The 22,874-nt window shown below is 72.8% G+C and carries 21 protein-coding genes and 1 tRNA gene; 10 read left to right on the forward strand and 12 right to left on the reverse strand.

Going from position 1 to position 22,874, the window contains the following annotated elements; all coding sequences use genetic code 11:
• Positions 1–37: 37 nt before the first annotated feature.
• The gene (gene kstR, locus FB388_RS28565) at positions 38–670 is read left to right on the forward strand and encodes a cholesterol catabolism transcriptional regulator KstR (RefSeq protein WP_142105212.1); all 633 of its coding nucleotides are present in this window, start codon (positions 38–40) and stop codon (positions 668–670) included.
• Positions 671–679: 9 nt separating this feature from the next.
• On the opposite strand, the gene FB388_RS28570 is transcribed toward kstR, so the two are convergent.
• Positions 680–1,696, reverse strand: coding sequence for an acyl-CoA dehydrogenase family protein (locus FB388_RS28570; protein ID WP_142105213.1), 1,017 nt, complete (start codon positions 1,694–1,696; stop codon positions 680–682).
• Positions 1,697–1,706: 10 nt separating this feature from the next.
• Positions 1,707–2,876, reverse strand: coding sequence for an acyl-CoA dehydrogenase family protein (locus FB388_RS28575; RefSeq protein WP_142105214.1), 1,170 nt, complete (start codon positions 2,874–2,876; stop codon positions 1,707–1,709).
• Positions 2,877–2,988: 112 nt separating this feature from the next.
• On the opposite strand from FB388_RS28575, the gene FB388_RS28580 reads away from it, so the two are divergent.
• Both FB388_RS28580 and FB388_RS28585 read left to right on the forward strand, forming a co-directional pair.
• A complete protein-coding gene (locus tag FB388_RS28580) occupies positions 2,989–3,231 on the forward strand; it encodes a hypothetical protein (protein WP_142105215.1) in 243 nt (80 codons plus the stop codon).
• Between the two features lie 7 nt (positions 3,232–3,238).
• Positions 3,239–3,631 (forward strand): hypothetical protein, encoded by a 393-nt coding sequence (locus FB388_RS28585; protein WP_142105216.1) that lies wholly within the window; start codon positions 3,239–3,241, stop codon positions 3,629–3,631.
• A gap of 46 nt (positions 3,632–3,677) precedes the next feature.
• Here the strand turns inward: FB388_RS28585 and FB388_RS28590 are convergent, their stop codons facing one another.
• Positions 3,678–4,412: a tyrosine-protein phosphatase gene (locus FB388_RS28590; protein ID WP_170225867.1), complete on the reverse strand. Its 735-nt coding sequence runs from the start codon at positions 4,410–4,412 to the stop codon at positions 3,678–3,680.
• A gap of 55 nt (positions 4,413–4,467) precedes the next feature.
• On the opposite strand from FB388_RS28590, the gene FB388_RS28595 reads away from it, so the two are divergent.
• The gene (locus tag FB388_RS28595) at positions 4,468–5,241 is read left to right on the forward strand and encodes a TetR family transcriptional regulator (RefSeq protein ID WP_246122473.1); all 774 of its coding nucleotides are present in this window, start codon (positions 4,468–4,470) and stop codon (positions 5,239–5,241) included.
• Positions 5,242–5,475: 234 nt separating this feature from the next.
• A complete protein-coding gene (locus tag FB388_RS28600; RefSeq protein ID WP_170225869.1) occupies positions 5,476–6,600 on the forward strand; it encodes a polysaccharide pyruvyl transferase family protein in 1,125 nt (374 codons plus the stop codon).
• Between the two features lie 226 nt (positions 6,601–6,826).
• Here FB388_RS28600 and soxR read toward each other — a convergent pair whose 3' ends face one another.
• A complete protein-coding gene (soxR, locus tag FB388_RS28605; RefSeq protein WP_142105218.1) occupies positions 6,827–7,297 on the reverse strand; it encodes a redox-sensitive transcriptional activator SoxR in 471 nt (156 codons plus the stop codon).
• Between the two features lie 51 nt (positions 7,298–7,348).
• Between soxR and FB388_RS28610 the strand changes: the two genes are divergently transcribed.
• The 4 genes from FB388_RS28610 (at position 7,349) to FB388_RS28625 (ending at position 12,125) form a co-directional block, all read left to right on the forward strand.
• Positions 7,349–8,038 carry an SDR family NAD(P)-dependent oxidoreductase gene (locus FB388_RS28610; protein WP_142105219.1) on the forward strand — a complete coding sequence of 230 codons (690 nt, stop codon included), beginning with the start codon at positions 7,349–7,351 and terminating at the stop codon, positions 8,036–8,038.
• Positions 8,035–9,111, forward strand: a complete 1,077-nt coding sequence (locus FB388_RS28615) for an S-adenosylmethionine:tRNA ribosyltransferase-isomerase (RefSeq protein ID WP_246122474.1) — start codon at positions 8,035–8,037, stop codon at positions 9,109–9,111. Before FB388_RS28610 ends, FB388_RS28615 begins: the two co-directional genes overlap by 4 nt.
• 355 nt (positions 9,112–9,466) lie before the next feature.
• Positions 9,467–10,126, forward strand: coding sequence for a transglycosylase SLT domain-containing protein (locus tag FB388_RS28620; RefSeq protein ID WP_142105220.1), 660 nt, complete (start codon positions 9,467–9,469; stop codon positions 10,124–10,126).
• Positions 10,101–12,125, forward strand: a complete 2,025-nt coding sequence (locus FB388_RS28625) for an acyltransferase family protein (protein WP_142105221.1) — start codon at positions 10,101–10,103, stop codon at positions 12,123–12,125. Before FB388_RS28620 ends, FB388_RS28625 begins: the two co-directional genes overlap by 26 nt.
• Here FB388_RS28625 and FB388_RS28630 read toward each other — a convergent pair.
• Positions 12,098–12,343: an RNA-binding S4 domain-containing protein gene (locus tag FB388_RS28630; RefSeq protein ID WP_142105222.1), complete on the reverse strand. Its 246-nt coding sequence runs from the start codon at positions 12,341–12,343 to the stop codon at positions 12,098–12,100. The genes FB388_RS28625 and FB388_RS28630 overlap by 28 nt on opposite strands.
• Positions 12,344–12,402: 59 nt before the next feature.
• Between FB388_RS28630 and FB388_RS28635 the strand changes: the two genes are divergently transcribed.
• On the forward strand, positions 12,403–13,143 hold the full coding sequence (locus FB388_RS28635; RefSeq protein WP_142105223.1) for an SAM-dependent methyltransferase: 741 nt from the start codon (positions 12,403–12,405) through the stop codon (positions 13,141–13,143).
• On the opposite strand, the gene FB388_RS28640 is transcribed toward FB388_RS28635, so the two are convergent.
• From FB388_RS28640 to FB388_RS28670, 7 genes are all read right to left on the reverse strand, one after another.
• Positions 13,144–14,064, reverse strand: coding sequence for a putative RNA methyltransferase (locus FB388_RS28640; RefSeq protein WP_211362253.1), 921 nt, complete (start codon positions 14,062–14,064; stop codon positions 13,144–13,146).
• Between the two features lie 3 nt (positions 14,065–14,067).
• Positions 14,068–15,189: a glycosyltransferase family 4 protein gene (locus FB388_RS28645; protein WP_142105224.1), complete on the reverse strand. Its 1,122-nt coding sequence runs from the start codon at positions 15,187–15,189 to the stop codon at positions 14,068–14,070.
• 139 nt (positions 15,190–15,328) lie between these two features.
• Positions 15,329–16,360 (reverse strand): SDR family oxidoreductase, encoded by a 1,032-nt coding sequence (locus tag FB388_RS28650; protein WP_142105225.1) that lies wholly within the window; start codon positions 16,358–16,360, stop codon positions 15,329–15,331.
• Between the two features lie 65 nt (positions 16,361–16,425).
• Complete coding sequence (gene qcrB, locus FB388_RS28655) at positions 16,426–18,132, reverse strand: cytochrome bc1 complex cytochrome b subunit (protein ID WP_142105226.1); 1,707 nt, start codon at positions 18,130–18,132, stop codon at positions 16,426–16,428.
• Between the two features lie 269 nt (positions 18,133–18,401).
• Positions 18,402–18,478 (reverse strand) — tRNA-Met (locus FB388_RS28660).
• Between the two features lie 181 nt (positions 18,479–18,659).
• A complete protein-coding gene (locus FB388_RS28665; protein ID WP_142105227.1) occupies positions 18,660–21,611 on the reverse strand; it encodes a UPF0182 family protein in 2,952 nt (983 codons plus the stop codon).
• Between the two features lie 184 nt (positions 21,612–21,795).
• Positions 21,796–22,812, reverse strand: a complete 1,017-nt coding sequence (locus tag FB388_RS28670; RefSeq protein ID WP_211362254.1) for a YlbL family protein — start codon at positions 22,810–22,812, stop codon at positions 21,796–21,798.
• Positions 22,813–22,874: the final 62 nt, after the last annotated feature.

Below are 22,874 nucleotides of genomic sequence, written 5' to 3' on the forward strand. Positions count from 1 at the left end.
GATGACGCCGGCGTGAGGACAGAGGATCGAAGCAGAGATGACGGATCCGGCACGGCGGGCCTCCCTCGGCACGGGCGGCCCGACCGGCCGCACCGCGGGCTCACCCGTCCAGCGGGAGCGCCGCAAGCGCATCCTCGACGCGACACTGGCCCTCGCCTCGCAGGGCGGGTTCGACGCCGTGCAGATGCGCGCGGTCGCCGAGCGCGCCGACGTCGCCCTCGGCACCCTGTACCGCTACTTCCCCTCGAAGATCCACCTCCTCGTCTCCGGCCTCGTCCGGGAGCTGGAGCGGTCGCTCGAGCGGATGGAACGCGCCCCGGTGCCGGGTGCAACGCCCGCCGACCGCGTGCTGCACGTGCTGGCGGGCAACACCCGCGCCCTGCAGCGGGATCCGCAGCTCACCGAGGCGATGACCCGGGCCTTCATGTTCGCCGACACGTCGGTGGCCGCGGAGGTGCTCGAGGTCAACCGGCTGAACGAGCGGATGTTCACCCACGCGATGGGCGCGGAGGAGACCACCGACGAGGACAAGGCGATCGCACGGGTGATCGGCGACGTGTGGCTGTCCAACCTGGTCGCCTGGGTCACGCGCCGGGCCTCGGCGGAGGACGTCGAGAAGCGGCTGGAGCTCACGGTCCGCCTGCTGCTGCGCTCCCGCCCGAGTCCCTGACGTCCTCGCTCAGGGCAGGGTGAGGTCGGCGATCCTCCCGCGGTGGGTGTCGGCGTCGCCCCACTGTGCGGCGAGGCGCTTGGCGCGCTTGTAGAAGAAGTGCGCCTCGTGCTCCCAGGTGTAGCCGATGCCGCCGTGGTACTGGATCATGGCGCCGGTGGCCTGCAGCGCCACGTCGCTCGCCTTCGCCTTCGCCACGCTGACGGCGAGCGGCGCGTCCGGCAGCCGCTCGTCGACGGCGTGGGCGGCGTAGAGCGCCGCGTGCTCGGCCATCGTGACGCCCACGTGCAGGTCGGCCAGCGCGTGCTTGATCGCCTGGAACGACCCGACGGGCACGCCGAACTGCTCGCGCTCGCGGTCGTAGGCGACGGTGCGGGTGATCGCCTCGCGCGCGACGCCGACCAGGTCGGCGGCGGCCAGCACGGTGGCCCGGGCGGCGATCTCCTCGATCACATCGGCGGTCGCGCCGGGGAGCGTCTCCCCCGCGCCTGCCTCGACGTCGGCCAGCCGCGTGGTGCCGTCGTAGGACCCGCGCGGGGTCGCGACCGGGTTCGTGACCAACGCGAGCCCGTCACGGGAGCGCGCCACCACGACGTCCGCCACCCCGCCGTACTCGACGGCCGGCAGGATCCCCGGCGCGCTGCCGCGCAGCGTCAACGCCCCGACCGCCTCTCCGGTGGCGAACCGGGGCAGCCAGGAAGCCTTCTGCTCGTCCGAACCGGCGAGCCGCACGGCCTCGCCCGCCAGCACCGTGCCCCGCCACGGCCCCGGCGCGACGCCCGCGCCGAGGGCCCGTGCGATCACCTGCGCCTCGACGAGCCCCAGGCCGAGGCCATCGTGCTCCTCGGGCACGAGCACGGCGAGCCAGCCCTGCTCGCCCGCCGCCTTCCAGAGCGATGGCGGGTGCCCGTCGCCCGCGGTGTCCTCGAACACGGCGCGCACGGCGTCCACGTCGAACCGGTCGGCGAGGTAGCCGCGCACGGCGCCGTCGAACTCGCGCTGGTCCTCGGTCAGTGCGAAGAACATGACCCGCTCCCTACCGCGGCAGGCCGAGCACGCGCTCGGCCGTGATGTTGCGCTGCACCTGGGACGAACCGCCCCAGATGGTGACCGACCGGGACCACATCGCCTGCGCGTGCAGCGGCCGCAGGTCCACCCCGTCGACCTCGTCGGCGGTGGCGTCCTCGCCGAGGACGTCGTCGAAGATCTCCCAGAGGTCCTGGTACGTCTCCGACCACTGCAGCTTCGTCATCGACGCCTCGAACCCGAGGTCGCGGCCCTGCTCGACCTGGGTGAGCACGTGCATCGCGTGCAGCCGCAGGCACTCCAGCTCGGTGAGGACGCGGGCGAGCTTGCCGCGCAGCACCGGGTCGCGGCCGCGGCCCAGCCGCTCGGCCAGGGCTGCGATCTCGTCGTACTGCCGGCGGAACTCGGTGTACTGCGCGATCCCGGACGCCCCGCGCTCGAACGAGAGCAGCAGCATCGCCGTGCGCCAGCCGTCGCCGATCTCACCGAGGCACTCCGTGGCCGGGACGCGGGCGTCGTCGAAGAACACCTCGCCGAACTCGCTGGCCCCGCTCATCTGCTTCAGCGGTCGGGCGTCCACGCCCGGCTGGTGCATGTCGATGAGCAGCATGGAGAGGCCCCGGTGGCGCTGGGACCCCGGTTCCGTGCGGACCAGCGTGAAGATCTTGTCGCCGTGGACGGCGTTGGTGGTCCACACCTTCTGGCCGTTGACCACGAAGTCCTCGCCGTCGCGGACACCGCGGGTGGCGACCGCGGCGAGGTCGGAACCGGCGCCCGGCTCGGAGAAGCCCTGGCACCAGATCACCTCGTTGCGCAGCATCGGCCCGATGATCTCCTTCTTCTGCGCGTCGGTGCCGATGGCCATGACGGTGGGCGCGAGGAAGGTCAGCCCCAGCCCGTTGACGGTGCGCGGCGCGTTCGCCAGCACCATCTCCTCGTCGTAGATCGCCTTCATGCCGGGGGTGCCACCGCGCCCGCCGTACTCGGTCGGCCACGCGATCCCGGCGAAGCCCGCTCCCGCCTTGTCGCGTTCCCAGTCCCGCCGCAGCCGGAAGCTCTCGTCCGCGTCGAGCAGCTCCCAGAAACCGGGGCGCCTCCACTCCTCGGGGATGTTCGCCTGCAGCCACGTCCGCAGCTCGCGGCGGAACTCCTCCTCCGCTGCGGTGTACGTCAGGTCCATCGCGGCCTCCTCGCGCGCACGCCTCGGCCCCACCTTGGCATACCGACGGGTAACCGGCTCGCCTTCCGGCACCGTGGGTGAGGATGCCTGCCTCCCCAGGTACTCTCCGCGTATGCGCACTGAGCGGGTGACGGTGAGCCTGCCGGCCGAACTGGTGGCCGAGGCCCGCGACGCCGTGCGGCGCGGGACGGCGCGGAGCATCTCCTCCTACATCGCCGAGGCCGTGTCGGCCCGGCAGCTGCGCGACCGGTCGCTGGCCGCGCTCGCCGACCTCTACGGCGGCCCGCCGCCTCCCGACGAGCTCGCGGAGGCGCGACGAACCCTGCGCCTCGTGCACCGGGCCGCCGCCGTCTGATGCGCGCATGATCGGCGGGCGGGTGCTCGACGCCACCGCTCTCGCCGCCTTCGCCATCGGGCGCCCCGTCTACGTGCGGGCGCTGGTGTGGGCGGCGGTCGAGGAGAACATCGTGCTGGCCGTGCCGAGCGCCGCGCTCGGCCGTGCGTGGTCGATGCTCGAACCCGAACACCACCCGGCCCTCCAGGTGCTGCTCGACCTGCCCAACACCGTGATCGACGAGCTCGGCTCGGCCTCGGCGCACGAGTCCGGGCTGCTGCTGGCCGCGTCCGGGCAGCACGACATCGTGGCCGGCCAGGTGGCCGCGAGCGCCAAGCGCCGGGGCTGGCCCGCTGTCACGGGCGACCCGGCGGCCCTGCGCAAGCTGGACACGACCGTCGCGATCGAAGAGCTCCCCTGAGAACCGCGGTCGCGAAGGACCTCAGCGTCCTGATCGTCGGCTGAGCTCAGCCGGTCAGCCGCTCGCGCAACCGGGCGAGCGCGTCCTCCTCCAGGCCGTGGGCGAGCAGCCAGCCCGCCGCGCCGCCGTGCTCGGCATCGAGGTGGTCGAGCACGGCGGCCATGGCCTCGGCCCGCGGCAGGTGCGGGGTGAGGTCGGCCGGCATCGGCTGGCCGGAGGCCGCGGTCCAACGCCGGAACAGCGCCTCGATCCGTTCCCCGGACAGCGCGTAGTCGGCCACCACGGCGTCGCGTTCGACGCCGACCGCATCGAGCACCAGCGCCACGAACACGCCGGTGCGGTCCTTGCCCGCCGCGCAGTGCACGAGGGTCGGGCCGGCCGCGGCGAGCCGCCGCACGGCCGTGACGACGTTCTCGGCGCGGTCGCGGAGGTAGCCGAGGTAGATGCCGGTCAGCGGGTCGACGTCCTCCTCGGTCTCCGGCAGCTCGCGCCCCTCCTCGGGGATGAAGCTCAACGCGACGGTCTCCACGCCCGCGTCCGCGAGCGCGGTGGGGCTCACGTGCAGCTCGATCTCGCGCCGGGTGCGCAGGTCGAGCACGAGCCGCAGCCCGAACTCCTCGACGAGGTGCTTGACGTCGGACGGTGTGCAGTAGCGCAACGACGCGCTGCGCAGCAGCACCCCGCTCCGGGTGGTGCCGCCGCCGCGCAGCGGCAGGCCGCCGACGTCGCGGATGTTGTCGAGACCTTCCAGGGCCAGCCAGCGATCCAGGGGTGCAGCCACAACATCACCCTCGCATGCGGAACATCATCAGACACCAACACGTATTGTGTGTCAGGTGGAGAGGGAACTGGTGGCCGCGGCGCTGGCGGTGGCGCGCGCCCGACGCCGCGACGTCGCGGACGTCCCGCTCGCGGCGATCGCCGCCGCGGCGGGGATGTCGCGCAGCACGCTGCTGCGGCGGCTCGGCGGCACCCGGGCCCCGCTCGACGACGCCGTGCGCCGCGCGGGCATCGACCCGGGCGGCCGCCCGCCAGCCCGCGAGCGCGCGATCGCGGCCGCCGCGTCACTCATCGCCGAGCAGGGCCTCGGCGCCACCACGCTGGACGCCGTCGCCGCGGCGGCCGACTGCGCCCTGCCCACCCTGCACGGCCTCTTCGACGGGCGCGACGGCCTGCTCACCGCCGTGTTCGACCGCTACGGCCCGCTGCCCGACCTCGAGGCGCTCGCCGCCGACCCGCCCGGCGACCTCTGCGACCTCCTGCGGGCCGTCCACCGCGTGATCATCGGCGCCTTCGGGCGGGAGCCGCGGGTGCTGCCGGCGATCTTCGCCGACGCCTGCGGCCGGCCAGGCGGTCCCGGCCACGCGATGCTGAAGGCGATGGTCCCCCGGACGTCCAAGAGCCTGTGGGCGCTGCTCTCCCCGCACATCGAGGCCGGGCGGCTGCAGCCGCTCCCGTTCCCGCTGCTCGTCCAGCTGCTCCTCGGGCCGATCGCCACGCACATGCTGCTGCGCCCGACCCTGGAGACGACGCTCGGCGCGGAGCTACCCTCCGTCGACGAGATCGCCGACACCCTCGCCGGCGCGTACCTCCGCGCGGTCGCGATCTGACTCCGCCGTCACCCGATCGTGGACACGGCCCCCGCCGCGCCGACGGCCGGCGCCGCGTCCGGCAGCCACCTACGGTCGGCGCTGGTCCCGGCACTGCCGGTGATCAACGGCCGGCACGGGGATCAGCACGGGACGCATGTGCTGAACAACTGCACCCGGCCACGCCGTAGGCTTCGGCGGATGAGTGACCAACGGAGGTCACCCAGAGTCGCCGCCACGGACCCGAGGGAATCGATGACGGACCCCCGCGCCAACCTGATCCGCCAGCAGCTCGCCGACCTGGGTCGGCGACACGCCGCCGAGGAGAACGCCAAGGCGGCCATGCCGCGCGCGACCCGGGTGCTCATCATCGGGAACTTCGGCAACGGCAACACGGGTGACGAGGCCATGCTCGCCCGCACCCTGCAGGAGCTGCCGGAGGACACCGACGTGCGCGTGGTGTCCCGCAACCCGCGGATGGTGGAGGCGCTGCACCGGGTGCCCGCGGTGCCGATGGAGGGCATCGCCTTCGTGAAGGCGCTGAAGTGGTGCGACGGGATCGCGGTCGTGGGCGGCGGCCTGTTCGGTACCGGCGCGTCCTCCCTGGTGAAGGCCCTCCCCGCGATCGTGTGGGCGGCCACGGCGCGCGGCCGCGACATCACCTACCTGGCGATCGGCGTGTACCCCGGCACCCCGGACCGCGTCCTGGACCTGCTGCGGCGCTCGGTGCGCAAGCCGGGCCGGATCAGCGTGCGCGACGAGGTGTCGGCGGCCGTGCTCGGCGACCGGATCGTCGCGCCGGTCGTCGGCGACCTCGCGATGGGCCTGAAGCCCGCACCCCCCGCCGACGCCCGCCGCGCGCTGGCCGCCGCCGGCGTGGACCCGGCGGTTCCGCTCCTGCTCGTGGCCCCGAAGGCACTGCCCAATCCGATCCTCGTCGACGCCCTGCAGGACGCCGCGGAGATCCTCGGCCGCCGCTGGATCGAGCGCGGCGGCGCGGTCGCAGGCCTCGCGATCAGCACCCATGCCGACTACGGCCTCGGCCTCGCCCGCCGCGACGACGTGCTGATCACCGAGCTGGCCGAGCGGCTCGGGCGCAAGGTGCCCGTGCTCGGCCCGCAGCTGGAGCCCACCCTGGCGAAGGCCGTGGTCGGGGAGGCCGATGCGCTGTTCGGCCTGCGCATCCACGCACTCGTCTTCGCCGTCTCGATGGGCGTGCCCTGCCTCGGTGTCGGCTGGGAGGAGCGCACCACCGCGTTCCTCGCCGAGCACGAGCAGGCGGCGATCAGCACCCGCCCGCCGGTGGAGGACCTGCACGCGTGGGTGGACCAGACGCTCCCGGCGCGCTGGTCGGCGCGCCCCCGCCTGCTCTCCTCCTGAGATGTCAGCATGGCCACCTTCATGACGCCAGGCGTCGTGAAGGTGGCCATGCTGACACGGGCTAGGGCCTGTCCTGTAGGCCCGGGGCCGCGGGCTTCGTGATCGAGATCGTCCCTGGCAAGGCGCCGGCACGAGCCGTTGTACTGGACGTACCCGGTCGTGCCGGCAACGCCGCCAGGGGCGATCTCGGCGCGAAGAGCGTGGTCCTGGGCTTGCAGGACAGGCCCTAGACCCCCTCGGCCGGGGTGCGCCGGAGCATGGGCGGCAGCAGGCGGGCGCCCGGCCCCAGCTCCGAGACCCGGTCCTCCGGGTTGTACAGGCGGCAGCGCTTCAGGGACAGGCATCCGCAGCCGATGCACGAGTCGAGGCCGTCCCGCAGCGCGACGAGGGCCTGGATCTGCTCGTCGAGCCGCCCGCGCCACTTCTTCGACACCCGCGACCAGTCGGCCTTCGACGGGGGACGTCCCTCGGGCAGCTCGTCGAGGGCGTCGCGCACCTCGTCGAGGCCCACTCCGATCGTCCGCGCCGCGCGGATGAACGCCAGCCGGCGCAGCACCGAGCGCTCGTAGCGGCGCTGCCCGCCGGACGTGCGCGTGGTGTGGAGCAGGCCCTCGCGCTCGTAGTACCGCAGCGCCGACTGGGGGAAGCCGCTGCGGTGCGCCACCTCGCCGATGGTGAGCAGGTCCGTCGTCTCCACCGCGCCGTTCCTCCTTGACCTGAACCTGACTTCAAGTCGCACGGTACAGGCATGACCTCCGCGACCGCCATCGTCACCGGTGCAGGCCAGGGCTTCGGCCTCGCCCTGACCGCCTCGCTCGCCGCACGCGGCACCACCGTGATCGCGTGCGCGCGTGACGCCGACCGCCTGCACGCCGCCACCGCGGCCCTGCCGGGCGTCGTCCCGCTCGCGGGCGACGTCACCGACCCGGCCTTCCGGGAGGAGCTCGTGGCCGCCGCGGGGCGCCTCGACCTCCTCGTGCACAACGCCGGGGAGCTCGGCCCGTCGCCGCTCCCCACCCTGGAGCGCTACCCCCTCGACGCGCTGCGGGGCGTTCTCGAGACCACCGTGCTCGCCCCGCTCGCGCTCACCCAGCTCGCCCTGCCACTGCTGCGCGCGTCCGCCACCGGCACGATCGTGACCCTCAGCTCGGACGCGGCAGTGGATGCGTACGCCGGTTGGGGTGGCTACGGCGCAGCCAAGGCCGCGCTCGACCACCTCGCCGCCGTGCTGGCCGTCGAGGAGCCCGACCTGCGGGTCTACGCCTTCGATCCCGGCGACATGCGCACCGCGATGCACCAGCGCGCCTTCCCCGGCGAGGACATCTCCGACCGCCCCGAGCCCGGGACGGTCGTGCCGTCGCTGCTGCACCTGCTCGACGAGCGGCTGCCCAGCGGCCGGTACCGGGGCGCGGACCTCGTCGCCGGGAGCAGGCGGTGAGCTCGGCGTCGACCACCTTCACCATGCCGCCCGAGCTCTCGGCGGCCGAGCCGCCCGAGGCGCGCGGGCTCGACCGCGACGAGGTGCGGCTGCTCGTCGCCCGCGAGCGCAGCCCGGTGCGGCACACGACCTTCCGCGCGCTGCCCTCCGTGCTGCGCCGCGGCGACCTCGTGGTCGTCAACACCTCCGACACGGAGCCTGCGGCCGTCGACGGCCACCGCGCCGACGGCAGGCCGGTCACCGTGCACGTGTCCGGCCCCGCCCCCGACCAGCTGCACGTCGTCGAGCTGCGGACCCCGGACGGGCAGCGGGTGGCCGACGGGGTCGCGGGCGAGGGCATCGCACTGCCGTGCGGGGTGGTGGCCACCCTGCTCACCGGGCACCCCGATCCGCGGGTCGCCACCGGGAGCAGGCTGTGGCGCGCGCGCATACCCGTGGCGGGCGGCCTGCGGGCGTGGCTGGCCGAGGCCGGGCGGCCGATCCGCTACTCCTACGTGGACCGCCGATGGCCCATCGACGCCTACCGCACGGTCTTCGCCCGCTCCGACGGCGAGTTCGGCAGCGCCGAGATGCCGAGCGCCGGTCGCCCGTTCACGAGCGGGATCCTGAACGCACTGCACGCCCGCGGCGTCGGGGTGGCCCGGATCGTGCTGCACACGGGGGTGTCGTCGCTGGAGGCCGGGGAGGTGCCGCTGCCGGAGCGCTACCGCGTGCCGCCCGAGACCGCGGACGCCGTGAACGCCGTCCGAGCGGCGGGCGGGCGGGTCGTCGCCGTCGGCACCACGACGACGCGAGCGCTCGAGACGGCCGCCGCACCGGACGGGTTCGTCACCGCGAGCGACGGCTGGACGCACCTCGTGCTGGGGCCCGACCGACCCGCCCGCGTCGTCGACGGCCTCGTCACCGGGTGGCACGAACCGCAGGCGTCGCACCTGCTGCTGCTCGAGGCGGTCGCCGGAGCGCGGCTGGTGAGCAGGGCCTACGCCGCGGCCTTGGAGCACCGGTACCGCTGGCACGAGTTCGGCGACTCCTGCCTCCTCCTCCCGGCGCAGTCCGTTCGTCGTAGTGGGTGACCGTTCATCGCGTTATCCGGGCATCGCACTCGGTTGCTCGGAGCCGCCGAACGGCATCTGAGCTGCGGTGAACTGCACTCCCTGCGCTTGTCGGGGCGCCCTGCACCCCATAGCCTTTCGCCCAGCGTCACGACCGATCACGTGCGACTACCGGACCGGACTCCCCACCGGTCCCCCGGACCCCCGACCGGCAGCGCGTGAACGGGTCGCTCCCCAGCGCTGGAAGGGCTGTTACGTGGCAGGACACCGCTCCCCCCGTGGTGCTCGTGCGCCCCGCACCGCCGGAACCACCGGAACCGGCCGGCACTACGCGGCGCACCGACCCGCGCACGCAGGGCCGTCGCTCGGCACCACCGTGATCGCCACGACCGCCGCCGTCGGCGCCGTGGCCACCGGCGCCTTCACCGCGATCGTCCCGACGCTGGAGGACGGCACCACCACGTCGGCGGCCGCCGACGCCCCCTTCGACGCCGCGCTCGCGGCCAACAGCACGACTCTCGGCTCGTTGGGGCCGGCCGCGGCGATCGTCCCGGTCGACCTGGTCGAGGACATGGAGTCCATCAAGGACGACGTCGCCCGGGTCGTGCAGGCCGCCGACCTGGCCAAGCTGCACGCCGACCAGGCCCGCGAGCAGGCCGAGCGCGAGCGGGTCGAGGCCCTCATCAAGCGCGGCGGCGTCGACGGCTGGATCGCGCAGGCCCTGCAGATCCTCGAACTGCCGCAGTCGCTCGCCCCGGCCGTCAAGCGGATCGTGCTGAAGGAGTCGAACGGCAACCCCCGTGCGATCAACACCTGGGACTCGAACGCGCGCCGCGGCACCCCGTCCCAGGGCTTGATGCAGACGATCCCGACCACCTACAAGCACTACGTGCACCCCGACCTCAAGAACCGGCCGATCACCGACCCGGTCGCGAACATCACCGCGGGGATCCGATACATGATCGACAACTACGGGATGAAGACGCTCCAGGCCGGCGGCCGCACCAACAGTGCCGGGAACTACGTCGGTTACTGACCGCCTCCCGGGCACCGGGCGGTCCGACCTCTCCACCCCACCTGCCAGGTTCCGCCCGGAGCTGCAGGGCCTGCGCGCACTCGCCGTCACGCTCGTCGTCGTCCACCACGTCAGCGACGGGCGGGTCTCCGGCGGGGTCGACGTCTTCTTCCTGATCTCGGGGTTCCTGCTCACCGGCCAGCTCGCACGCGCCGTCGAGCGCGGCGGGATCGACCTGCGTGCCTCGTGGAGCCGGATGGCCCGCAGGCTGTTGCCGTCGGCGACGGTGGTGCTGCTCGCCACGGTCGCCGCAGGCGCGTTGCTGCTGCCCGAGACGCGGTGGCCCCAGACGGTGCGCGAGGTCGTGGCGAGCGCGCTGTTCCTGGAGAACTGGCAGCTGGCCGCCGACGCCGTCGACTACACCGCGCGCACCAACACCACGAGCGTGGTGCAGCACTTCTGGTCGCTGTCGATCCAGGTGCAGTTCTTCCTGGTGTGGCCACTCGCCGTCACGCTCGTGGCGCTCGTGGTCCGCGGCGCCCCCCACCGCCTGCACTCACACCTCGCGGCGACTCTGCTCGGGGTATTCGCGGCGTCGCTGTCGTTCTCCGTCGCGCTCACGGCGACCGAGCAGCCGCTCGCGTACTTCCACTCGCTCACGCGCCTCTGGGAGTTCGCGCTGGGCGGGCTGCTGGCGCTGTGGATCGACCGCTTCCCCTGGACGCGCGGCGAGCGCATCGCGTTCGGCTGGGTGGGCGTGCTCGGCCTGGTGGCCTGCGGCTTCGTGCTGGACGGGGGCTCGATGTTCCCCGGCTACGCGGCGCTGTGGCCGACGCTCTGCGGCGCGCTGGTGCTGCTGGGTGGGGTCACGCGGTCCCGCTACGGGGCGCACCGGCTGCTCCTGCTGCGCCCCGTGCAGTTCATCGGCGGCGTGAGCTACCCGCTCTACCTCTGGCACTGGCCGGTGCTCGTGCTCTTCATGGTGGCCCGCGACCAGGGCGAGGTCGGGCCGCTCGGCGGGTTCGCCGTGATCGCCGTGTCGGTCGTGCTCGCCGTGCTCACGTCCCGGTTCGTCGAGAGCCCGGTGCGGCGACTGCGGATCGGCGACGGCGGCACGTACCGGTACACAGCGGCCGCCGTGACCGTGGTGCTGCTCGCCGCGGCGGCCTGGCAGCTGGCCGCCGACCGGCGCGAAATCCCCACGGACGGGCTCGGCGGGCCGCAGTACCCAGGGGCGGTAGCGCTCGTCGACGGCGAACCGGAGCCCGCCCCACTGGTGCCGGCGCCGGTGTCGGTGTACGGGGACTGGGTCTGGGTCCAGAACTGGGACTGCGCCCCGCTCGCCGACCTCGGCTCCGACATCTGCACGCAGCCGGTGGCAGCACCCGCGCAACGGCGGATCCTCGTGGTCGGCGACTCGCACCTTGAGCAGTTCGTCGCCGCTCTCGTCCCGATCGCGCAGCGGCACGACTGGCAGCTCATCACCGCGCTGCGGGGAGCATGCCCGTTCTCGACGGTGTCCGAGGTGGATCCGAACGACGCCGGGTGCCTGGCCTGGAACGCCGTGGTCGCCGACAAGATCGCCGAGCTACGGCCGGACGCTGTGGTCACCCTCGCGACGCGGGACGTGCGCGGCGGCCTCACCGAGCAGACCCCGCCCGGGTTCGTCGAGCAGTGGCGGCGGCTGAACGACCTCGGGCTCCCGGTGCTCGCCGTCCGGGACAACCCGCGGTTCCCCTACGACGTGCCGGACTGCGTCCGCAGGCTCGGGCGGGACGGCGACCCCTGCGGGATGGACCGCGACACCGTCTACGCGGCCGACCCGCCGTACGCACGGCTGGACGTGTCGCCGAACGTGAGCTTCCTCGACCTGGCCGACCTCGTCTGCGACGACACGCGCTGCCCGGCCGAGATCGGCAACGTGCTGCTCTACCTGGACGACAACCACCTCACGGCGTCCTACGCCACCACCATGGCGCCCGTGATCGAGGATCAGGTGGTGTCGGCGATCGGTGGTTGAGCCACCCGGGCCCGCTGCCCGCCGACCGCCACGACGTCCCCGGGCCGCAGCTGCGCTCCCCTGCGCGTCTCCAGCCGGCCGTTGACCTGCACCTGCTCCGCCTCGATCAGCTCACGGGCGTGGACGCCGTGCTCGGCGAGCCCGGCCAGCTTCAGGAACTGGCCGAGCCGGATCGGGTGCTCGGCGATCGGGACGTCCTGGATCGGTGCGCGACTCACCCGGCCATCCTCCCGTTATCCGGTTGCCGGCCGCTGATCGGCTCGCCCAGTCTGCAGCCGTGCTCACCGCCCTCGAACTGCACGAGATCGCCGAAGCCGACCACCGCATCCTCGACCCGTTCACCGACGACCACCTGCTGGAGCTCGCCGCGGTGGCGCGCGTCGGTGCCGGCACCCGCGTGCTGGACCTCGCATGCGGCAAGGGCGAGATGCTCTGCCGTTGGGCGCAGGAGTTCGGTGCGAGCGGGCTCGGCGTGGACCTCAGCCCGGTCTTCTCCGACGCGGCGCGCAGGCGGGCCGACGAGCTCGGCGTCGCCGACCGCGTGACGATCGAACAGGCGGACGCCGGCTCCTACCAGGCCGAAGCGGGCGCGTTCGACATCGCGGCGTGTGTCGGCGCCACGTGGATCGGCGGTGGCCTCGCCGGCACCGTCGAGCTGTTGCGCCCGGCCGTTCCGGCCAGCGGGCTGCTGCTGATCGGCGAGCCGTTCTGGCGGGAGCCGCCGCCTGCCGAGGCCCACGCCGCGTTCGGCGAGCCCGACCTGTTCTCCGACCTGCCCGGGCTGCTGGACCGCTTCGAGCGGGCCGGGGCCGACCTCGTCGAGATGGTGCTCGCCGACGAGCACAGCTGGGACCGCTACGTCGCGGCACAGTGGTGGGCGTTGCGGCGCTGGCTCGACGAGCACCCCGACGACCCGGCAACGGACCAGGTGCGGGAGTTCCGCGACGAGGTCCGCCGCGTCCACCTGGCCTACCAACGTCGCTACCTCGGCTGGGGCGTGTTCGTGCTCCGGCCCTGATCAGCCGCTGTCGATCGTGTCCCGCCCGTGCTGCTCGTCCGCACCGGTCGGAAGCGGCGCCACCCCGCTCCGCTGTGACCGGTGGACCGAGACCTCGACGGCCACGGTGACCTCAGTCGGCTCGGGCAGGCGGGCGATCGCCCGCTCGATATCGTCATCGGAGAGGTGGCGGGCGCTCGGCCCCATGGCCATGGCGTCGCGGACCTCCGCGCGGCCCAGCGCGATGCGGCAGGTCACCCGCTCGACCGCGAGCCGCTCGAACCGGCGGAACGACGCGGCGAGGCGTTCGGGCTTGCGGGGATCGATCCCGATCCCGCCGACGAGCCGGCCGAGCTCGGCCAGGTGCGCCGGGAGCGGCGTTGCCACCACGGCGGTGCCGCCCGGCACCAGGATGCGTTCGATCTCGGCGACGCCCCGCGGCCCGAACACGCTGAGCGCCACGGCCGCCGCACCGGTCCGCACCGGGAGGGGTGCCCACACGTCCGCCCCGATCGCGGCGGCCCGCGGGTGGGCCCGGGCCGCGCGACGCAGTGCCGGTGTCGAGACCTCGACGCACAGCCCGTAGCGGGGCGCGCAGGCGTCGAGGACGACCGCGAGGTGGTGCCCGGTGCCGCCGGCGAGGTCGACCAGCACACCCTCCTCGGCCGGGGCGTGTGCGGCGGCGAGGTCGGCGAGCGCGCGGCTCAGCGGCCGGTAGTGACCGGCGCCGAGGAACCGCTCGCGGGCGGCGACCATCCGGGCGTCGTCGCCGTGGTGACGGCGGTGACCGCTGATCAGGTTGGCGTAGCCGTGGCGGGCGATGTCGAAGGCGTGCGCGGCGGGGCACAGCAGGCGGCGGTCGTCCCGGCGCAGCGAAGCGCTGCAGATCGGACACCGCAGCCGGCTCAGCACGGCGTCCAGGGCTGAAGGGTCGGCTGCCACGTGCTACCCGGCCGATTCGGTCCGCGATCGAACACGTCCGCCGGCCAGGCTCCACAGCGCCGCGATGTAGGCGCGCCAGACCCCTTCCCCGTCGGCGGGGCGCACCCCGGCGCGCAGCGCCTCTAGCCGCCCGGGCTCGTAGAGGGACCGCAGCGCCCCGGCCAGGCCGAGCACGTCGCCCGGTGGGCAGAGCAGCCCGTCCACGCCGTCGCGGACGGTCTCGGGGAAGTTCCCCACGCGGGTGGCCACCACCGGCAGCCCGTGCCAGTGGGCGAGCGCCACGAGCTGGGACGCGGTCGCCGTGCGGTACGGGAGCACGAGCGCGTCGAACCCGGCGAAGACCTCGGGGATGCGGTGCGCGGGCAGGTAGTCGGGCGTCACGTGGATCCGCTCGGCGAGCCCCAGCTCGTCGGCGAGGGCGTCCAGCCGCGCACGGTCCTCGTAGAACTCCCCCACGATGCCCAGCTCGACGTCCGGGACGAGCGCCATCGCCCTGAGCAGGACGTCCACGCCCTTGTACGGCCGCACCTTCCCGAAGAACAGCAGCCGACGCAGCGGCGGGCGGTCCGCCCCGGCCTCCGACCGGCCCGTCGCCGGCAGGTGCGGGGGCAGCGCCGCGACCGCGACCGGGCGGTCGGTGAGCCGGCGCAGCGCTTCCCGCTCGGCCTCGGTGTGCACGAGGATCGCGTCGGCGGACCGCATCAGCCAGGACATAACCATCCGGTCACCAGGCCGCGACTCGTGGGGCACCGCGTTGGCGCAGATGACGACGACCCGCGCGTCCCGGTGCGCGGCGCGGGCGACCGCGGCCAGCGCCGGGGCCTGGAACGGGACGTAGTAGAGCAGGACGACGACATCCGATGCCGCTGCGGCCCGTCGCCCCGTCCGTGCCCAGTCCAACGGGTTGCGCCAGGACAGCGGCTCCCGGATGGTCGGGTAGACCTCGGCCTCCGGTGTCGCGAGCGGGTGCAGCTCCGCCGGGAGGAGCCGGGCCGGGCCCTGCCGGGTCCAGGTGCGCACCTGCACGGTGTGGCCGTAGGCGGTGAGACGGTGGGCCAGCTCGTTGGTGAGCAGCGGGATGCCGCCCCGCCACGGGAAGGCCGGCCCGATCAGCGTGATGCGCACTGGCTGTGATCGTGGATCGCGGGGCTCCTCGGTGTCTGACGACGCGCCGGGTCTCAGCATAGCCGCTGGTCAGCACATCATCGCAGCCGTCCGCGAGGACCTCGGCGAGGTGGCAGGTGCCCGAGGTGCGGGCGCAGATCTAGGGGGTCCGCCGCCCGTCGAGCGCCCGGCGTGCCGCCCGCACCGTGTGCTGGTATCCCGGGATCGCGAGCACGCCGGCGGTCGCCGCGACGAGCCCGGCCAGTGCGGCCGCCCGCCGCCTGCGTTCGCGCCGCCGTCCGTGCCACCCACCGTCCACCGCCGCCGGTGCGGCGCCGGGTGCGTGCAGCGAACCGGAGGTCGGCGGCACCGCGGTGCCTTCCGCGCGAAGCGACCGGTCGACGTCGATCGCGAGGATCCGCTCCGCCAGGCGTGGAGCGACGGTGTGGGTCGCCACGAACGCGCGGCCGAGCAGCCCGCCCGCCACCACCTCGCGGCGGGGCCTGCGCAGTTGCGCGAGCACGACCTGCGCCACGCGCTCGGCGCGGTAGACCGGCGGTGGCGGGTGCGGGACCCGCCCGGAGTGGTTGGCCGCGGCCGCGTAGATCGGGGTGTCGATGGCCGCCGGCAGCACGGTGCAGACGGACACCCCGCGCTTCCCCGCCAGCCGCAGCTCCTCCCGCACCGCCACGCTCAGGCCTCGGATCGCGAACTTCGACATCGTGTACGCCGTGCCGTAGGGCTGGGCGATCCGGCCGAGCAGCGACGAGACGTTCACCAGCACACCGGAGTCCTGGGCCGCGAACCGGGCCAGTGCGGTGCGGGTGCCGTGGACGTAACCCATGAGGTTCACGTCGAGGACGCGGCGCAGGTCGGCGAGCGGCGTCTCGAGCAGCGGCCCGAACATGGTCACCGCCGCGCAGTTGACCCACCCGTCGATCCGGCCGAAGCGCTGCTCGGCCTCCGCGGCGGCCCGCTCGACGGCGTCCGCGTCGGTGACGTCCACCGGTGTGACGAGGGTGCGCCCGGGCCCGCTCTCCGCAGCGATATCGGCCGCCACCTGCTCCAACGCGTCGGCCCGCCGCGCGAGCAGCACCACCCGGGCGCCCTCGCGGGCGAGCGCGAGCGCGGTGGCCCGCCCGATCCCGCTGGACGCGCCGGTCACCACGATCACGCTGCCGTCGATGCGCACCTGCTCCTCCTACCCGCTCCGCGGCAGCAGAACCCGCCGGGCCGGACAGGTGCACCGCACACCCGTCATCGGCCGTCGTCCTTCGTCCGACCGCTCGCCGCCGTGATCGCCTCCTGCTGCACGGCGCGCGACGCCCGCTGCCCGTCACCGGCGCGGTGCCCGTTGCGGGAGGCCGCCTCCGCCTCCGCCTCCTCCAGCCGGGCCTTCTCCAGCGCCAGTGTCTGGTCGGCCGGGTCGGGGGTGAGCAGCGAGCCCGGCACCGGGGCACCGCCGATGCCCAGCTGGTTCATCCGCTTGGGCACCGGGGCCCCCTGGTACTGCAGGGGGATCGCGTGCCCGTGTTCGTCGACCCCGCCCAGCGGTTGGTGGACCTCGATGAACTCACCGTGGGGCAGCCGCTTGATGATGCCGGTCTCGATGCCGTGCTCGAGCACCGCGCGGTCCGAGCGCTGCAGCCCGATGCAGATCCGGTAGGTCACCCAGTAGGCGATCGGCGGCACCACCAACACCGAGATCCGGCCCGCCCACAGCGAAGCGTTCAGCGAGACGTCGAAGAAGTAGGAGATCCAGTCGTTGAAGCTGCTGATCGACAACAGGACGTAGAAGGCGATGCCCATCGCCCCGAGCGAGGTGCGCACCGGGACGTCCCGCGGGCGCTGCAGCAGGTTGTGCAGGGCGTCGTCCTTCGTGAACCGCCGCTCGATCCACGGGTACGCACCGGCGAGGACGTAGAGGATCGGCAGGAACACGGGCGCCGCCCAGAACGCCGGTGGGATGTTGTAGTCGCCGAGGTAGATGTCCCACGGCGGGAAGATCCGCAGCATCCCGTCGGTGAACATCACGTACCAGTCGGGCTGCGACCCCGCCGAGACGTGCGCGGGGTTGTACGGGCCGAAGTTCCAGATCGGGTTGATCTGGAACACGCCGCCCATGATCCCGGTGACGCCGACGACGACGGCGAAGAACGCGCCGCCCTTCGCCGCGAACGCCGGCAGGATCCGCACCCCGACCACGTTGCCCTCGGTGCGGCCGGGACCGGGGAACTGCGTGTGCTTCTGGTACCAGACCAGCCCGACGTGCACCGCGATCAGCGCGAGCAGGACGCCCGGGATCAGCAGCACGTGCGCGATGTAGATGCGCGGGATGATCTCCGTACCCGGGAACTCCCCGCCGAACAGCGCCCAGTGCGCCCACGTCCCGATCACGGGCACCGCCAGCGTGAACGCCGACGCGATCCGCAGCCCGGTGCCGGACAGCAGGTCGTCGGGCAGCGAGTAGCCGGTGAACCCGGCGAAGAAGCCCACGAACAGCAGCAGCACGCCGATCACCCAGTTGGCCTCGCGCGGCTTGCGGAAAGCGCCGGTGAAGAACGTGCGGAACATGTGCACGACCATCGCCGCCATGAACAGCAGCGCCGCCCAGTGGTGCACCTGGCGGACGAACAACCCGCCACGGACCTCGAACGAGATGTCCAGAGCGCTCTCGTAGGCGCGGCTCATGTGCACGCCACGCAGGTTGTCGAACACCCCGCCGTAGGTGACCTCCTCCATGGACGGGTCGAAGAACAACGCCAGGTAGGTGCCCGACAGCAGCAGCACGATGAAGCTGTAGAGCGCGATCTCGCCCAGCATGAACGACCAGTGGGTCGGGAAGACCTTGTTGAACTGCTTCCGCAGCCCCGCGGCCGGGTGGTAGCGCTGGTCCAGCCCGTCGAGGGCGGCCCTCGTCCGCGCGTTGCCCCCCGGCCCGCTGGGTGTGGTCAACCCACTCATGACTCTCCCGTCGTCGCGCGGCGACCTGCCGACGTTCCACGTACGGTCGCTGCCTCGATCGGCGGTCCCACACCTCCTACCGATCCGGGCCGGCCGCTGGATGCACCCCGATCGGGTCGCGTCAGGACGGGTGCGGATCAGCACGGCGCACGAGTGGCGGCACCGCTGTGACAACGGGCGCGAGCATCAGAGCGGACACGCCCTCGGCCTGATGCGCCGAACATGCGAGAAGGCCCCTGACCATTCCTGGTCAGGGGCCCTCTCGGCCTTGGTAGCGGGGGTAGGATTCGAACCTACGACCTCTGGGTTATGAGCCCAGCGAGCTACCGAGCTGCTCCACCCCGCGTTGCTGTTGTGATTACTACTGTACACCTGCCCGAGAGGCCCCTGCAGCGGGGGGTCCATCTGGTCGCGCCGCTCGGGATCCGGCCCGGCCGGGCAGCTTCTCCGGCCGCACGGTCCTCCGCGCCAGCAGCACGCCAGGGCTGTCGGGACCGCCCTGACGTGCTGCTCGACCGGAGATGGGGTCAGCCTCCCGGGGCAGGTGCAGGCGCCGGGGTCGGCGTCTGCCCACTCGCCTGCTGGAACTGCTGCACCGCCGCGTCCAACGCCGCGAGCGCCCGACCCTGAGCCGCGAAGTCACCGCTCTGGTTGGCCGCCTTCAGATCGTTGATGGCCTGCTGGATCGCCGAGGCGGCCGCCGCGGTCTGCGGGTTGGCCGTGCCGGGCGGCCCGGTAGGCGCAGCAGGAGGTGTGCCCGCCTGCGCCGGAGGGGCTTGCGTCGGGGCCTGCCCCGGGACGTTCGGCACCACCGCGCTGGCGCCGGGCAGCACCTGGTCGAGCGCGCCGGCCAGCGTGGCGGCGAACCCGACCCGGCCGTTGTAGAACACCAGGACGCGCGCCAGCTGCGGATAACTGACTTCCTGGTTGGCCCGCTCGATGTACACCGGCTCGACGAACAGCAGTCCGCCCGCCACGGGCAACGTCAGCAAGTTGCCGTAGTCGACCGTGCTCTGCCCGTTCCTGGAGAGCAGGCCGATCTGCTGGCTCACGTCCGGGTCGCTGACGAGCGCGCTCTGCACGAGCTGCGGACCCTGGGTGGTGGTGTTGTCGGGTAGTCGGAGCAGCGTCATCTGCCCGTAGGTATCCGGATCGGAGCTGACCGAGAGGTACGCCGACAGGAACTCGCGTTGCTGGAACACCAACGCACTGGTGAGCTGGAACGACGCCGCTGATCCCGGCTGCGCAGGCGTGCCGGCCAAGATGTAGTACGGCGGCTGCGGCAGCGCGCTCCCGCTCCCGGCACCCTGGGGCGACGGGTCGGACGGCACGTTCCAGAACGAGACGTTGTTGAAGAAGTCACCCGGCGTGTCGACGTGGTAGCGGGTGAGCAGCTCCCGCTGCACCTTGAACTGGTCCTCCGGGTACCGGAAGTGCGCCCGCAGGCTCGGGCTGATCTCCGATGCCGGCCGGACGGCGCCCGGGAACGTCTTCATCCACGTCTGGAGGACGGGGTCCTTCTCGTCGAACGCGTACATCGTGACCGTGCCGTCGTAGGCGTCGACCGTGGCCTTCACCGAGTTGCGCAGGTAGCTGACGTCCCGGTCGAGCTCGGGCCGCACCCCGCCCTGGCCGGGCTGCAGCGAGTCGGTGGTGGACTCGCCGAGCGGCGTGCGCTGGGCGTACGGGTAGCGCTCCAGCGTGGTGTAGCCGTCGACGATCCACGTGATGCGGCCGTCGACCACGGCCGGGTACGGGTCACCGTCGAGGGTGAGCCACGGCGCCACGGCCTGGATCCGGTCAGCCGGGTTCCGGACGTACATGATCTTCGAGTTCTCGTTGATCGAGCTGTTGAACAGGATGTTCCGCTCGCCGTAGAAGAGCGCGAAGACCAGCCGGTTGACGATGTTGTCCAGCGGGACGCCACCGCGCCCGTTGTAGGTGTAGCGCTCGGTGTCGGTGTCGTACTCCACCGGCGGCGCGCCCTCGGGAGCGCCCACGATCGAGTACGTGTCGATCAGCTCGCCGTAGTAGGAGCGCGGCTCCGTGACGCGCAGGCTCGGCGGGACCTCCGGGCTGTCCTGGGTGAACACCGGCAGTCCGCCCTGGCCACCGCTGTCCTCGAGGGCGGCGTTGATCTCGTTGGCCGCCGCGGTGACGATCCCGTTGCCGTGCGTGTAGACGAGGTGCTGGTTGATCCACTCCGTCTGGTTGCCCGAGAGGCCACTCGTGTCGAGCTCGCGCACCGCGACCACGAAGTCCTGGAGCTGCCCGTTCACCTCGTAGCGGTCGATGTCGAGCTGCGAGGGGAAACCGTAGAACGCGCGCAGCTGCTGCCGCTGGGTGAACGTCCGCTCGACCTTGGCCGGGTCGAGCAGCCGGATGTTGGACATCGTGGCCGTCTCCGCACGGACCTCGGCCGGCGTTGCGGTGGACTGCCCGCTGTAGAGGATCTCGTTGATGTTGTTGAGGCCGAACGCGTCGCGGGTGGCCTTGATGTTCCGCTCGATCGAGAGGGCCTCGCGCTGCTGGGCGTTCGGCGCCACCGAGAACTGCTGCAGCACCTGCGGCCAGGCCGCCCCGATCAGCACGCTGGACAGCACGAGCAGCACCGTGGCGATCGCCGGCAGCTGCAGGTTGCGCCGGAACACGGCCGCGAAGAACGCGGCCGCGCAGATGATCGAGATGAACAGCAGGATCAGCTTCGCCGGCATCACCGCGTTGAGGTCGGTGTAGGTGGCGCCGGTGAACAGCGGGCTGCGGTTGCTGAACAGCAGCTCGTACCGGTCGAGGTAGTACGCACCCGCCTTCAGCAGGACGAACACGCCCGCCAGGATCGCGAGCTGGGCCCGCGCCGCCGACGACACCTGGCCGGCCCGGCCGGTGAGCCGGATGCCGCCGAAGATGTAGTGGGTGATCAGCGAGACCACGAAGGCGATGGCGACGGCGACGAACATCCAGTCCAGCACGTAGCGGAGGAACGGCAGCTGGAAGGCGTAGAAGCTGATGTCGATGCCGAACTCGGGGTCGGTGATCCCGAACGGCGTGGAGTTGAGGAACTGCTGGACGGTCTGCCAGTCGCCCTGCGCCGCGAGCCCCGCGATGACCCCGATGACGACCGGGATGCCGATCCCGAACAGCCGCAGCCGCTGGATGATCACGGTGCGGTACCGGGCGATCGGGTCCTCCGGCCCGCTGACCGGCACGAACACCGGGCGGGTGCGGTAGGCGACCCAGAGCGACAGCGCGACGAGCCCGCCGATCAGCAGCGCGCCCACCAGGAACTGCACGATCTGCGTGAACAGCACCGTGGCGAAGACGCCCCGGTACCCGACCTCGCCGAACCACAGCCAGTCGACATAGAAGTTGATCAGCCGGGAACCGCCGAGCAGCAGCAGCACCAGCAGCCCGGCGACGACCAACAAGATCCGGGTGCGGCGGGTCAGCGTCGGGGCTCCCACCGGGGGCCGCATGGCCACGGGCACGCTCCAGCAGATCGGGGTTCGGCCGCTAGGCGCCCGTACCGGTCGGGGCGGCGGAGACCTGCTCATATCCGTTCGAACCGGCCGGACCGCGCGCCTGCTCACCCAACTCTACGGACAGCGTGTGGAGTTCCCGTGGGGGCCTCGAATGTCCGAGATTCCCGGTTCCGCGGATGAGCGGTCAGCAGCGCGGAACCGGCGCTCCGGACTTCAGGGACTGAAGTGCGGTGACGGCCTCGTGCAACGTGCCGATCCGGACGAGCTGCAGCTCACCGGGGTTGGTCGCGACCGCTTCCTGGCAGTTCGCCGCCGGCACGAGGAACACGGTGGCGCCCTCGTCGTAGGCCTTGCGCATCTTGAACGGGATGCCGTTGATCGGCGTGACGTTCCCGGTCGGCTCGATGGCCCCCGTGCCCGCCACGAACTTGCCGCCCGCGAGATCGTCGGGCGTGAGCTTGTCGACCACGGCCAGCGCGAACATCAGGCCGGCCGACGGACCGCCGACACCGCCGAGGCTGATGCGGATGTCGCCGTCGCGCAGCCGCGCGCCGAGGATGACGCCGAGCAGGCCCTGCTCGCGGTCGGGCCGCGCCGCGAGGGGGATCTGGGCGTCGCGCACCTCCCCCGCGCGGCGGTACTGGACGGCCACCACGTCACCAGCGCGGGTCGGCGCCAGCACGTCGGAGACCTCGCGCACCGAGTCCATGGGCTGTCCCGCGACGGCGAGCAGCTCGTCGCCGGGCTGCAGGATGGTGGCCGCGGGCGTGTCGGGCACGAGGTTGGTGACGATCACGGTGGCGGGAAGCTGCAGCTCGCCGATCGCGGCCGCCTCCGCGTTGGCCTCCGACGAGCTGAACTGCGCGCTGTTCTGCTGCTGGATCTCGTCGAGCGACATGCTGGACGGGTAGATCGGCTCGCGCGGCACGACCTGGTTGTCCGGCGACGCCCACAGCGCGAGCGCGGAGAACATGGTCAGGCGGTCGGTCACCGACACGGTGGTCATGTTGAGGTGCCCGGTGGTCGGGTAGACCGGCAGGCCGTCGACCTCGATGACGGTGCTGCCGTCGACCGTGCCGAGCGTGTCGTAGGTGGGGCCAGGGCCGAGCGCCACCAGCGGCACGGGCAGCGTGCCGCCGAGCACGCCGAGCGCCAGCGCGAGGAGGGTCGCGGAGACGACGGTCCACGTGCGGCGGTTCACGACCGGACAGCCTAAGCGGCGCGTGCGTTGGATCCACGTACGGTGCACGCTCACGCTCAGCG

Origin of the sequence: Pseudonocardia cypriaca (assembly GCF_006717045.1) — a bacterium.
GTDB lineage: Bacteria > Actinomycetota > Actinomycetes > Mycobacteriales > Pseudonocardiaceae > Pseudonocardia > Pseudonocardia cypriaca.